The sequence below is a fragment of the Pseudomonas fluorescens genome (assembly GCF_005938625.1).
Lineage (GTDB): Bacteria > Pseudomonadota > Gammaproteobacteria > Pseudomonadales > Pseudomonadaceae > Aquipseudomonas > Aquipseudomonas fluorescens_BD.
Genome location: NZ_VCNJ01000013.1, coordinates 148,649 through 161,722, shown reverse-complemented (window position 1 = coordinate 161,722; position 13,074 = coordinate 148,649). Strand labels below are relative to the sequence as shown.

The 13,074-nt window shown below is 56.7% G+C and carries 14 protein-coding genes; 8 read left to right on the top strand and 6 right to left on the bottom strand.

The annotated features are described in order from the left end of the window. Positions 1–40: 40 nt before the first annotated feature. The 3 genes from FGA82_RS09880 to FGA82_RS09870 form a co-directional block, all read right to left on the bottom strand. The gene (locus FGA82_RS09880; protein WP_141126944.1) at positions 41–1,267 is read right to left on the bottom strand and encodes a 3-hydroxyacyl-CoA dehydrogenase; all 1,227 of its coding nucleotides are present in this window, start codon (positions 1,265–1,267) and stop codon (positions 41–43) included. Positions 1,268–1,479: 212 nt separating this feature from the next. Continuing rightward, positions 1,480–3,408: a RecQ family ATP-dependent DNA helicase gene (locus FGA82_RS09875; RefSeq protein ID WP_141126943.1), complete on the bottom strand. Its 1,929-nt coding sequence runs from the start codon at positions 3,406–3,408 to the stop codon at positions 1,480–1,482. Positions 3,409–3,587: 179 nt separating this feature from the next. Next, the gene (locus FGA82_RS09870; RefSeq protein ID WP_141126942.1) at positions 3,588–4,091 is read right to left on the bottom strand and encodes a polysaccharide deacetylase; all 504 of its coding nucleotides are present in this window, start codon (positions 4,089–4,091) and stop codon (positions 3,588–3,590) included. Between the two features lie 303 nt (positions 4,092–4,394). Between FGA82_RS09870 and FGA82_RS09865 the strand changes: the two genes are divergently transcribed. The 6 genes from FGA82_RS09865 (at position 4,395) to FGA82_RS09840 (ending at position 8,051) form a co-directional block, all read left to right on the top strand. Beyond that, positions 4,395–4,670, top strand: a complete 276-nt coding sequence (locus FGA82_RS09865) for a hypothetical protein (RefSeq protein WP_141126941.1) — start codon at positions 4,395–4,397, stop codon at positions 4,668–4,670. Positions 4,671–4,764: 94 nt separating this feature from the next. After that, entirely contained in the window at positions 4,765–5,907 is a 1,143-nt protein-coding gene (locus tag FGA82_RS09860) for a hypothetical protein (protein WP_141126987.1), read from the top strand. A gap of 360 nt (positions 5,908–6,267) precedes the next feature. Beyond that, a complete protein-coding gene (locus FGA82_RS09855) occupies positions 6,268–6,567 on the top strand; it encodes a hypothetical protein (protein WP_141126940.1) in 300 nt (99 codons plus the stop codon). A gap of 156 nt (positions 6,568–6,723) precedes the next feature. After that, positions 6,724–7,167 carry a hypothetical protein gene (locus FGA82_RS09850; protein ID WP_141126939.1) on the top strand — a complete coding sequence of 148 codons (444 nt, stop codon included), beginning with the start codon at positions 6,724–6,726 and terminating at the stop codon, positions 7,165–7,167. Further along, entirely contained in the window at positions 7,167–7,439 is a 273-nt protein-coding gene (locus FGA82_RS09845) for a type II toxin-antitoxin system RelE/ParE family toxin (RefSeq protein WP_141126938.1), read from the top strand. The genes FGA82_RS09850 and FGA82_RS09845 overlap by 1 nt, the downstream gene beginning before the upstream one ends. A gap of 132 nt (positions 7,440–7,571) precedes the next feature. Further along, positions 7,572–8,051: a helix-turn-helix domain-containing protein gene (locus FGA82_RS09840; protein WP_141126937.1), complete on the top strand. Its 480-nt coding sequence runs from the start codon at positions 7,572–7,574 to the stop codon at positions 8,049–8,051. 60 nt (positions 8,052–8,111) lie between these two features. Here the strand turns inward: FGA82_RS09840 and FGA82_RS09835 are convergent, their stop codons facing one another. After that, the gene (locus tag FGA82_RS09835; protein WP_007917942.1) at positions 8,112–9,653 is read right to left on the bottom strand and encodes a phosphoenolpyruvate carboxykinase; all 1,542 of its coding nucleotides are present in this window, start codon (positions 9,651–9,653) and stop codon (positions 8,112–8,114) included. A 181-nt stretch (positions 9,654–9,834) separates the two neighbouring features. Further along, a complete protein-coding gene (gene hslO / locus FGA82_RS09830; protein WP_141126936.1) occupies positions 9,835–10,737 on the bottom strand; it encodes an Hsp33 family molecular chaperone HslO in 903 nt (300 codons plus the stop codon). Positions 10,738–10,842: 105 nt separating this feature from the next. On the opposite strand from hslO, the gene FGA82_RS09825 reads away from it, so the two are divergent. Then, the gene (locus FGA82_RS09825; RefSeq protein WP_141126935.1) at positions 10,843–11,643 is read left to right on the top strand and encodes a phosphatase PAP2 family protein; all 801 of its coding nucleotides are present in this window, start codon (positions 10,843–10,845) and stop codon (positions 11,641–11,643) included. 124 nt (positions 11,644–11,767) lie between these two features. Here FGA82_RS09825 and FGA82_RS09820 read toward each other — a convergent pair whose 3' ends face one another. Then, positions 11,768–12,175: an RNA-binding S4 domain-containing protein gene (locus tag FGA82_RS09820; protein ID WP_141126934.1), complete on the bottom strand. Its 408-nt coding sequence runs from the start codon at positions 12,173–12,175 to the stop codon at positions 11,768–11,770. A 116-nt stretch (positions 12,176–12,291) separates the two neighbouring features. On the opposite strand from FGA82_RS09820, the gene FGA82_RS09815 reads away from it, so the two are divergent. Beyond that, positions 12,292–13,071, top strand: coding sequence for an EAL domain-containing protein (locus tag FGA82_RS09815; protein WP_141126933.1), 780 nt, complete (start codon positions 12,292–12,294; stop codon positions 13,069–13,071). Positions 13,072–13,074: the final 3 nt, after the last annotated feature.

The following is a 13,074-nucleotide window of genomic DNA, read 5'->3' as shown; positions in this document are numbered from 1 at the left end:
GAGAGGGCTGGGGTGAGGGGGAACGATTTTGGCCGCGACATTACACTTGAGCAAACCCCTTATCCTGCGCCGCCAATTCACCAATCAACCGCGCCGGCTTCCACTGATCACCCTGCCGCGTCTCCAGCGCCAGCAAGCGCTGATGAATGTCCGCCAGCCCCTGCTGATCCGCCCAGGCCATCGGCCCGCCCTTGTCCGCCGGGAACCCGTAGCCATTCAGATACACCAGATCGATATCGTGCGCGGACTCGGCAATACCTTCCTGCAAAATCTTCGCGCCCTCATTGACCAACGCCAGCAAACTACGCTCCAGAATCTCCTCCGGACCAATCTCACGGCGCTGGAAGCCCAACCCTTCGCTGACCTGCAACACCAGCGCATCGACCTCAGGATCGTGCTCAGCCTGACGACTGCCCGGCTCGTAATGGTAATAGCCATTGCCAGACTTCTGGCCAAACCGGCCCATCTCGCACAAGCGGTTATCCACCTGAACCTCCGGCGTATCCTGGCCCTTGCCGGCCAATTCGCGTGCACGCCATTCCAGATCGATGCCGACCACGTCGTACATGCGAAACGGCCCCATGGCAAAACCAAAACCTTGCAGCGCCGCGTCGACCTGCTGTGGATAAGCACCCTCAAGCAACATCTTGCGCGCCTCCAGCACATACGGATGCAACATGCGATTGCCGATAAATCCGTGGCAATTGCCCGACACCACACTGACCTTGCCCATGCGCTTGCCCAGAGCCAGCGCCGCGTCCAGCACCGTCGCAGAAGTCTGTGCGCCGCGAACGATTTCCAGCAGTTTCATGATGTGCGCCGGGCTGAAGAAATGCAGGCCCAGCACTTGCTCCGGACGCCTTGTCGCGGCAGCAATCGCATCGATATCCAGCGCAGAGGTATTGCTCGCCAACAGCGCCTCAGGCTTGAGCAAGCCATCCAGCTCACGAAAGATCTTCTGCTTCAGCTCAAGATTTTCGTACACCGCCTCGATCACCAGATCGACATTGCGAATCGCCGCATAATCCGCCGCCGCACTGACCCGCGCCAAACGGGCATCCGCCTCGGCCTGATCAATCCGACCCTGACGCACGTTGTGTGCATAAGTTTCGGCCACGGTGGTAAGTGCCTGTTCAAGCATCTGTGGATTGTTATCCACCCACTGCACGCTCACGCCGGCATTGGCCAGGCACATGACAATGCCGCGGCCCATGGTGCCCGCGCCGATCACCGCAGCCTGCTGAATATCGAAGGATGTCTGGCTCATGTTGTTCTCTTGTTGGCGATCCAAAGACTGGTCTCACCATAGTCAGCCAACGACGATTTTTGAAGTTTATTACCGTGATGATCGACATTCAGCGAATGGATAGAGCCCCAGCTCTGATGACACTTAATGTAGGAGCTGCCGAAGGCTGCGATCTTTTGATCTTGAAAAAATCAACATCAAAAGATCGCAGCCTTCGGCAGCTCCTACAGGGATCAGAGGTGCTCTTGCGCCCAGCTGCGTACTTCGCCGTAGGGGTATTCTTCCAACGCCGCAAACCCGGGAATCGTCCGCGCCTTGAGCTTGGTAAACAGCGGCACGCTGATCCCGCACAAAAACCGCGTCAGCCGCTCTGCTGTCGGGATGACCCCGGTGTGCTGCTCATGCCTGTGGATAAAATCACCACACAGCGCCGCAAAGTTTTTATCCACAAGCGCGGGCAATTCCGGTGGTGCCGGCAACCGCGCCACCTGGCCATGACACACCGAGCAATGCCCGCACTGCTCAGGCGCATTGTGATCACCGAAATACTCGGCCAGGCGATAGCCCAAACAGCGCTCGCTGGCGAAGACTTCAAGCATCGCGTGGATGCGCGCCACTTCGGCCTGCTCATGCCGGGTGAAATAATCGTGCAGTTCAGCGCTCAGGGCATCGCTATCAAAGTCACTATTCAGCAGGCTGTAGACCTCAGTCATCTGCTTGCTCTCAAGCTCGACCCAGCCCTTTTCCTGAAAGTAATCCAGCGCCTTCACCACTCGATTGCGCTCGGCGGAATACTGCGAGTACATCGCCTCGAAATTCACCGTGGCCCAGGTGCGCGCGCGCGCCGAGGTCTGAATGATCGCAGCGACGAAATCCCTGCGCTCACCTTCGAAGCGCTCAAGCAGCGCTTCGGGCTCCAACAGGTATTTGAAACGGTATTCGGCGTAATAGGCGTAGCGCGGCGCGATCAAACCGCGCAGCTCCAGTTGTACCAGCAACGTCTTCAGCGGCAGTGCGCGAATGTTGCTCTGATCCGCCAATGGCCCGAGCAGAAACTCCCACTGCCCTTCCGGCGCCGAGGCCTTCAGTTCATCGAGTACATAGCGAATACCATCGCGCTCCGGCGTATCACCGTAGACGAAGTTTTCCAGCACATTGAGGCTGTCACGATTGGCCAATACCAGACAGTCCGAGGGCTGCCCGTCACGCCCGGCGCGGCCGATTTCCTGGCTGTAGTTTTCGATGGATTTGGGCAGGTCGAAGTGCACCACATTGCGGATGTCACTCTTGTCGATGCCCATGCCGAATGCGATGGTCGCGACGATGCAATTGGAGTGCCCGGCCATGAAGCGTTTCTGGATCGCTTCGCGTTTGTCGTGGGCTAAACCTGCGTGATACGCCTCGGCCTGAATGCCGTTGCGCTCAAGGTGTTCGGCGATGTGCTCAGCGGTTTTCTGCAAGGTCACGTAGACGATGCTCGGCTGCCCCGGGCGCTCGGCCATCCACTCCACCAGCCGCCGGCGCTTGTCCTGGCCACGTACCGGCTCCACCAGCAGATTGAGGTTGGGCCGATAGAAACCGGTGGTCACCACATCAGCGGCGGCGATCGCGAATTTAGCCTGCATGTCGGCGATGACTTTCGGTGTTGCCGTAGCGGTCAGCAGCAAGGTTTGCGGGATGTTGAACTGACGCTGATAGTCCGGCAGCTTGAGATAATCGGGCCGGAAGTTGTGGCCCCATTCCGAGATGCAATGCGCCTCGTCCACCACCAATAGCGAGATCGGCACCTGCTGCAAAAAATTGCGAAAACGCTCGTTTTTCAAGCGCTCCACCGAGATCATCAGAATCTTGAGTTCACCCGAACGGGCGCGGGCCATCACGTCATTGGCATCATCGCGGCTCTGCGCCGAATCGATGCTGCCCGCCGAGATGCCATGACGCTGCAAGAAGGCCAACTGATCCTGCATCAGCGCCAGTAACGGCGAGACCACCAACGTCAGGTGCGGCAGCATCAGCGCCGGCAATTGGTAACAAATTGACTTGCCGGAACCGGTGGGAAAAATCGCCGCCGCCGAGCGCCCGGCCAGCACTGCGCTGATCGCCGCCTCTTGCCCGGGTCGAAACTGTGGAAAACCAAAAACCTGTTCCAGGGTGTTGTGCATTCGCTGTCACTCCATTGACTGCTGCCATGCCAACAGCCTAGCGGGCGATCGCAGCGAGTCGAGAAAAGGTCGGGGCCAAATCGATTCGGAATGATACAGCGATTACTTAAACGCCACGGCCCCTGTGGGAGCGAGCTTGCTCGCGAAGAGGCCGGTCACACCAACACAAAACCAGAGGTTCAAGGACGCAAAACCGCCACCCGCAACTGCTCGTTCAGCATCTGCTCATGCACGCCTTGGCTCTTGCTCGCCCAGAGCGCATGGGCCGGGCTGATGTCGCCAGTAAACGCTGCCGCCAACTGACGCAGATCAGCGACGCTGCGCACACGCGGGCAGAAAGGTTGCTCATCACAGTTCTGACTGGCGTTGCGATAGGTACTCAGCAAACCCTCCCAGAGGCCGTCGCGCACGTGGCGAATTGACTTCAACTGCACGTGGGGCACACCGAGTCGCTGCTCAAGCCCCTCTTCATCCAGTGCTTCGCTGGCCAACAGAGCTTTGGCGAACATCAACACTTCACCGCGCGACGCCGTGTCCATGCTCGCCTGGCTGATCAGTGCCTCCGGCCAATCGGTGCGATCGAGACGATCCAGCACCCATGCATTGCCAACGTCAGAGGCCATCGCCAAACGGCAAGAGCCCAGCCCGAGCAATAAAACTGCGGCCATTCGTAGCCAGTGCATACCTAATTCCCTTTAAGCGCGTGTCAGACGTTTGGAAACGCCCTACAGATTCTGGCGCGCACGATACAGCGGTTTACCGCGAATCGCCTGACAAACGCGTGGGAATTATTACGCCTAAGGGTTTTGCCTCGAAAATGCTGCGAAATCACGTAGGGCATTTCCTCAAAACACGGAAAAACCCCTACGAATACTGTCCATTGCGGCTGTCTTGTCCCACCGCGAAACGCCCTTCTATAGTGGCCGGCGCGGCTGCAAACACTCTGCCGGCCCGCCCCAGCGCCTTCGAACAGGACACGCCTCACCATGATCAATCGCTATCGCCCCCTCAAGACTTGCTACAGCGAAAAGCCGGTACTGCTTATCGACAGCCACTCCAGCCAGACTGACCTGATCAATGCCGCCGATCAGCGTTTACGCGCGGCCGGAGATTTGCTGGAAACGCTCTATTGTTTGTGTTTCAAACAAGCTGACGTGAAAGATATTCCCAACATCGTCAATGCCCTTTATTTATTGGTACAGGACAGTTGCGACTTGCTGGAAGTTGCCAAACAAAAATCACCACAAACAACATATAACTAAAACGCGCTACAAATCCGGAAACACCAGAACTCTTTATTTATAGATGCAACTGACACTAACTTGTTCGCTCTTACAACTAAACGAGAGCAACACCATGACAGTTTTAACTATATTTTTTTGCGGCACGGGTTCCAACAAGTTCGATACCGCCCATGAAAACTTCTGGGACGGCGAACTGGTTTCCACGCTGGCTGCCAACCATACCGGTCGTGAGTTCGCCGAATGGATCATCGTCGACGGCCCCGGCAGCGGCAACCTGCAAGCCGATGACCTGTTCACCAAGACCAAGGAGTACGGCCTCACCGGCACGCTGTTCGGCAAAGGCTGGGAAGAAAACGTGGCGCATGCCGTCAATGTCATCAAGGGCAAATGCGACTGGCAGCGCGAGCAACTTACCGAGGCCGAATACAACCGCCTTAAAGCCGCCGGGATTCCTATTGACGATGTCAAAGTCGAAGGCTCGTGGATGTGGCGAAAGTACAACTACGGCGACCGCAGCATTACTCAACAGAAGTTACAGGAAGGGATCATCAGAACGTTCCGCAAAGATGGCATTATTCCCACCCGCGTCAATCTGGTGGGTTGGAGCCGAGGCGGCATAAGTTGCCACATGCTGGCCAATGCGATGTTAAAGGACAGCCAACTTAAAAACATTCCGGTGAACATCTTTGCATTGGACCCCGTTCCGGGTATCGGAAACTTCCAGGAAAACCGGGTCAAACTCGGCGCCAACGTCAAAGAATATGTCGCTTTCTATGCCCGCGATGAACGCTCCAAGGGTTTCAGCTGTGTCATTCCGCAAACCGCCACCGGCACTAAAACCTGCGTGTACCCGATGGCCGGCCGCCACGCGACCATGGCCGGCAACGCCACCGCCGCCGGCGGCGTGCCCACCAGCAGCGGCGACCTGAAAACGCTGGTCGAACCTGGCCGCATCGTCCGCCACCTCGCCGAAACCTGCCTCAAGCGCTGGGGCGTACAACTGAACAAAACCCTGAACCTGAGTGAAACAGATCTGCTGCGCCTGACGGGCGCCATCGTCGCCGACGAAGCGCGCTACAAGCAGATGCACAGCGTTTCCTACACCTACTTCACCGAACTGGATAAAGGTGAGCGCTATGTTTCGCTAGGCAGCAAAGGCGTGCCGTTTTCGGCGGTGAAAGGCACGATATACGCGCCTGCGACGGGGCTAACGACGAGCCTGTTAAACGTTGCGGAGTATCGGATTATTGGTTGATGGCGCTGGGGGAGGTGAGCGGACGAAAAAACCTACAGCAATAGCCTATCCGCTATTCGTCCAGTTCCTACAAACCTAGACTCCGTTGCCGCCTATCGCGGCTTGGTAAGTCAAATCTATAGTCGTGGCTGTCGCTGCCTAATCAGCGACTCAGGCTTGGTCACCTGATGGAACACACAAACACGTCCGTTGTATGCTGCCGACACTTCAAATGTCTGCATGCTTCATGGTGACTGTGTTCGGGACGCTTTCGAGCGTGCCGGATTGTGTGTTCCTCCGGTTGACCAACCTGAACACAGTTCGCCTCCCATCGCTTGGTCACGGTGGGGATGACACTTCACGACATCTGGAATACACATTATGAAAGCATGGAACCCGCTTACCCCTGATCGCTACCGCCCACTCGAATCCAACCTCACCGATACCAAGCCTCTACTCATCGACACAGCCGCCAACCCGCAAGACATCCTCGAATGCGCCGTCCAGCGCCTGCGCGCTTCAAGCGACCTGCTACGCACCCTCTACTGCCTCAACTTCAAACAAGCCGACGTCGAAGACATCCCCCACATCACCCACGCCCTTTATCTGCTGACACAGGATGGCTGTGACCTGCTGCAAGTCGCACAGCAGCAAATGCTCAATTGGAAGGATCCAGCCTAAAAACAATCTCAGGCAGGTATGTTTCCGACAAGAATCGCCTGCCTCACCAACAAACATAATTTTGGACACTCAGTGTCTACTGCCAGGAGTTGAATTTTGCAAACTACTATTGATTGCGTACGATGGACGCCACTGTTCAGCCAAGAGTTTGCCTCCATGACCACTGAAACCATTGATCACAGCACTCTCATTCGCCTGATTGAAAACGGCTCTGTAAGAAGCACAAGTATCGTCGCCAAGTCTGGTGGCTGGGCGATCCAAATTCAGCATGGCAATGAAGAATATCTGCTAACAGCGCAACGAAGTGGCCAGGTGCGCCTGTTCAAAAGGCTTGAAACACTGGTGACCTATTTGAGAGGACTGGGTATCAACCAGTTCGATGTTGACGCTTCCAGCTATGACCCATCGCAAATGAAAACATACGCTCGTCCTGATCGCGCCGAAGCAATGAAACAAGCGCATGAGGCAGCCGCATATGACGAATGGTTCAAACGACAGGTACAGATCAGTATTGACGATCCAAGACCTAGTATTAGCGATGAAGAAACCCGCCGAATATTTGCCGCCAAGCGTGATGCCCTGCGTAAACGAGTGCGCTAATGAAGTTGATTTGGCGTCCGGAGACGCATATTGACCGAGAGCGGATTATGGATCGTATTAGTCAGAACAACCCTGAAGCAGCGGCTGACCTCGATGAGATATTTGAATCAAAAGGGGAGCTCGCCCGACAGCGTCCAACGCTGTACAAAAAGGGCAGAGTTGAAGGAACACGGGAAATCGTCGCAACCCCCAGTTACGTCATCGTTTACACGATCAAAAACGAATGTGTGGAAGTATTGAGAGTGATGCATGCCAGGCAACAATGGCCGTGATCACGTCAAACAGTTGAGTGATGGGGCGCTCAGAAGGTTGAATGACTTAAGGGTAGACGTAACTCCTTGATCCCCCTGTCAACTGTAATTATTCCGTTGTTATCACCTCAAAAGTGAAGGAATTTTAGCTTTATGGCCAGGAGAACCTCGCCGCTACTTCCCAAGGTTGCACGACTCTTGAACGATCTTGGTGAGCGCCTGAAACTGGCCCGTCTTAGGCGCAGACTCACTGCAAAACTAGTCGCTGAAAGGGCTGGAATGTCAGTCATGACATTACGCTCACTGGAAGCAGGTAGTGCAGGCGTCACAATGGGAGCGTACTTGTCAGTGATGCACGTACTAGGTCTCGAGCAAGATCTGAATCTTCTGGGTTCCACGGATGAACTCGGTTACCGACTGCAGGACTCCAGGCTTCTTTCCTCTAAGACTTCACTCGGCAAAAAATCAGCGAGTGAACCGAGTCTCGATATTCCAAAACAAAGAAAACTACCGACTTCACGCATGAGCGTTATCGAAGCCGCATATGTGAGTGAAGACAAACTCAAGAACTTCCCAATGAATACTCACTCGCTGTCTGAATTGCTGACGCGAAAGCCCTCGCAGGGCACATAGCAAGAAAAACGCCCACAAAAAAGCCGCCCCAAAGGGCGGCTTCTTCACTCACGACAGATCTTACAACTTCGGCCCAGCAGCCTTGATCGCGTCGCTCACTTCGAACTTCTTGAAGTTTTCGATGAACAGACCGGCCAGTGCTTTCGCGGCCTCGTCGTACGCAGCCTTGTCAGCCCAGGTGTTGCGCGGGTTGAGCAGGTTGGTTTCAACGCCCGGTACGGCCAGTGGCACGTCGAGGTTGATGGTGTCGAGGTGTTCGGTGGCTGCACCGATCAGTGCGCCGCTCTGGATCGCTGCGATCACCGCGCGGGTGGTCGGGATGTTGAAGCGTTTGCCGACGCCGTAGCCGCCACCGGTCCAGCCGGTGTTGACCAGATAAACCTTCGAGCCGAAGCCGCGGATGCGCTTGATCAGCAGCTCAGCGTATTCGCCAGCCGGGCGCGGGAAGAACGGTGCGCCGAAGCAGGTGGAGAAGGTCGACTTGATGCCGCTGCCGGAACCCATTTCAGTCGAGCCCACCAAAGCGGTGTAGCCGGACAGGAAGTGGTAGGCCGCTTGTTCTTCGTTGAGGATCGACACTGGCGGCAGTACGCCGGTCAGGTCGCAGGTCAGGAAGATTACAGCGTTTGGCTCGCCACCGAGGTTGTGCTCGGAACGCTTGGCAACGTGCTCCAGCGGGTACGCGGCGCGGCTGTTCTGGGTCAGGCTGACATCGGCGTAGTCGGCGTGCTTGGCGTCGTCGATGACGACGTTTTCCAGCACGGCGCCGTGCTTGATGGCTTTCCAGATAACCGGCTCGTTCTTCTCGGAGAGGTCGATGCACTTGGCATAGCAACCGCCTTCGATGTTGAACACCACGCCTTCGCCCCAACCGTGTTCGTCGTCACCGATCAGGTAACGGCTTTCGTCGGCCGACAGGGTGGTTTTACCGGTGCCCGACAGACCGAAGAACAGGGTCACGTCGCCTTCTTCACCGATGTTGGCAGCGCAGTGCATTGGCAGCACGTCAGCGGCCGGCAGCAGGAAGTTCTGCACGGAGAACATGGCTTTCTTCATCTCACCGGCGTAACGCATGCCAGCGATCAGCACTTTCTTCTGTGCGAAGTTGAGGATCACGCAACCGTCGGAGTTGGTGCCGTCACGCTCAGGCACGCACTCGAAGTTGGCCACGTTGAGCACTTGCCATTCTTCACGACCGGCCGGGTTGTACTGGGCCGGGTTGATGAACAGGCAACGACCGAACAGATTCTGCCAGGCAGTCTGGGTGGTCATTTTCACGGCCAGGTAGTGATCTTCCGCCGCGCCTACATGCACGTGGGACACAAAGTGCTCTTGCGCGTTGTTGAATGCTTCTACGCGAGCCCACAGCGCGTCGAACTTGTCGGCCGGGAACTTGCGGTTGATCGGGCCCCAGGCAATAGCGGCCTGGGTGGAAGGCTCTTCAACGATGAAACGGTCAACAGGCGAACGACCGGTGCGGTGACCAGTGCGAACAACCAGAGCGCCGGTATCGGCAAGCTCGCCCTCACCGCGGTTCAGGGCTTCTTTTACCAGATCATCAACACTCAGATCGGTGTACACGGCGTTATTGGCTTGCGTCATGAGGTTCCCCGTCGGCCAGTGGCCGAGTGTGCTCCAAACGTTTTGTAGTAGAAAGTCGTGCACTACTACCGCGAAAAAAGTGGGCCGGATTATGCCAGAAAAGCCCAAAAAGAGTAGGGTCCTCCCGTCGTAACGGCGATATTCCGTCGTTACGCAGTGAATTTACCTGCGCTGAACCGTTTTAGTGCCGGGTATCTGACGGCGTGTCGACGCCTGCGCCAGCGAACAATTGAGCAATATCGGCGGCGTCGAACTCATAACGCTCGTTGCAGAACTGGCAATCGATCTCGACTTTGCCACCTTGCTCGGCCACCAACGCCTGCGCATCTTCCAGACCCAGACTGACCAGGGCATTGCCCGAGCGTTCCCGCGAGCAGCTGCAACGGAAGCGCAGATTCTGCACATCGAACAAACGAACCTGCTCTTCATGGTAGAGGCGATGCAGCACGGTTTCGTTGTCCAGGCTCAACAGTTCATCAGCGGTCAGGGTGCTGGCCAAGGCGGTAATGTGCTGCCAGCTGGCGGCGCGATCTTCTTCGTCTTTCAGGCGATCGGCCGGCAGTTGCTGCAACAGCAGGCCGCGGGCGCGACGGCCGTCGGCGAACAGCTTGAAGCGGGTGCCAACCTGTTGCGACATGACGAAATAGTTGGTGAAGCAGTCGGAGAGGGTTTCGCCGTCAAGGTCGACGATGCCCTGATAACGCTGGCCGACAGTCGGGTCGACAGTCAGGGCCAGAACGCCATTCGGCATCAGGTCAGCGAGGGTCGCGTCCGCCGCGATCTGCTCGGCGTCGTAACGCGCCAGGCCACGGATTTCACGCTCGCTGGAGCACTCGATCATCAGCATCGGAATCGGCCCTTCGGAACGCGCCTGCAGAATCAGCAAGCCGTCGAACTTCAATGTGCCCACCAGCAACGAGGCGGCCGCCATCAATTCGCCGAGCAATTGCGCCACTGGCTCCGGGTACGGGTGCTTGGCGAGGACTTCGGCGTAGCTGCGCTCAAGCGCCACCAATTCGCCGCGGGTGTCACTGTCATCGAAGATGAAACGTTGGGTGAAATCGGTATCCGCTAGCTCGGTCATAATTTTGGGTATCTGAATGTGGTGACAAAATGGTTACAAGACGTGAAAATTTGCGCTTCTTGGCACTCTTTTTGGTGCCGACTGCTCTGCCATGGGAGGCATTTTATGAACAATCCGGGTTTGTTCCAATCTAGGTGGAACCTCGGCCGGCTGGTTCTGTGCAATGTAGTGCCATTGGCGCTACTGGCTTTCTGGTTATGGCCTACGGGCAACGCGCTGTGTGTGATTTTCGACGAGTGGCTGTTCCGCTCGCTCAATGCACCACTGGCCAGCAACCCGATATGGCTCCACATCTGGGCAATTGCAAGTCTGCGACCGTTCGACATTGTCGTCGGCCTGATTCTGCTGACGCTGCTGATCAAGGGCGACTGGGTGTTCAAGGCCATTGATGTGCGTCGCGCATTCTTCGGTTTTTTCTCGATCCTGCTGTTGATGGTGGTGATCCGCACGCTGTTTTCCAAGTTCGCCGACCATATGGACTGGCAGCACAGCAGCCCGTCGATGGTGCTGGAAGGTGCGGTGCATATCAGCGACTACTTCCCGCATCTGGAGAAGACCTGGGAGCTGAAGGATCGCTCGAGTCAGAGTTTCCCGGGTGACCACGCTTCGGTATTGCTGATCTGGGCGCTGTTCATGGGCGTGTTCAGCCGCACGGTCGGCCAGTTTGTGACGATCTGGGGCCTGGCGCTGTTGTTCATGCTGCCGCGACTGGTGGCCGGCGCGCATTGGGGTCAGGACGATTACATCGGCGGTGTGCTGCTGGCGGTGTGGGCGTTGGGTTGGGGTTACTACACGCCGTTTGCGTATCACGCCTCGAACTTCTGGTTGAAGGTGACGGCGCCGATCTTTGCTTTGCTGGGCAAGTTGCCGCTGGTGTCGCGGATGAGTGTGGTGCGTAGCGCCTGATACCGAGCTGTTTTCGGCGAGGGCTGCGCCCTCGATTCGCGAGCAGGCTCGCTCCCACATTGGAATGCAATCTCCTGTGGGAGCGAGCCTGCTCGCGAAGAGGCCGGCACCAACAACGCGGCGATTATTCGTCGTTACTGCTGCCGCGAAACTTGAACAAATCCCGCCGCTGCTTCTTGCTCGGCTTGCCGTCGGTGCTCACGCCCAACGCGCCCGCCTTGCGCATCGCCGCAGCCGCTTCACGCTTGGCAATACTCGCCTCGGTCTCCGCGTACAACGTCTGCGCCTCCGGTGCGCCGCGCCGCACAATCGACAACGCCTCAACCTTTACCGTACGCACTTCAAACCCGGTACGAATCTCGAACTCATCGCCAATGCGTGGCTCTTTGCCAGGCTTGCAGCGCTCACCGCGACAATGCACCTTGCCACTTTCGATCGCCGCTTTGGCGAGGGCACGGGTTTTGTAAAAACGCGCAGCCCACAACCACTTGTCGAGACGAACCTTGTCGTCCTCTTCCTGTTTTTGCGCCATGTGAATTCCTCGTTCAGCCAGTAGTCGGAACTGTACTACCGTTTCTGTCGGGCGCAAGAACTCAGCCCTCCAGATAGACTGTGATCTTGGCCGGTTCATCGGCATGGAGTGATCGAGTGACTAAATTTCCATCTTCATTAATCTCGCCCAAGGCCGGTTGCCAGGGCTGCCAGCAAAGCGAGCCGCTGGGCTTCGACTTTTCCTTCGCCTATCAACCCATCGTCGATCTGCGCAACCAGTCGGTTTTCGCCCACGAAGCGCTGGTTCGAGGTGTGGCCGGTGAAGGCGCACTCACTGTGCTGGATAAGGTTACAGAAGATAACCGCTACCGTTTCGACCAGCTCTGCCGGACCCGCGCCATCGAAGGCGCGGCCAATCTAAATATGCAGACACACTTGTCGATCAACTTCATGCCAAACGCGGTCTATCGTCCAGAGCTATGCATTCGCAGTACGCTCGAGGCGGCAAAAAAACACCGTTTCCCTATCGACCGGCTGATTTTCGAAACCCTGGAAAGCGAGCACGTAGATAACTATCGCCATTTGACCAATATTCTGCGTGAATACCGCGAATTCGGCTTCAAGACCGCCATCGACGATTTCGGTGCCGGTTATTCGGGGCTCAATCTGCTGGCTGATTTCCAACCGGACCTGATCAAACTCGACATGGCGCTGATCCGCGATGTCGATCAAGACCGTGTTCGTCAGGCGATCGTCCGGGGGATTGTCACAATCTGTGCGGAGTTGGACGTTACAGTCATTGCCGAAGGCATTGAGAGCGCCGGTGAACGGGATTTCCTGGCGGACTGTGGAATATTTCTGATGCAGGGCTTCTGGTTCGCCAAACCTGCATTCAAAGCGTTGGCCCAGGTTTCACCTGAAGCCTGGACGCGTTAATCG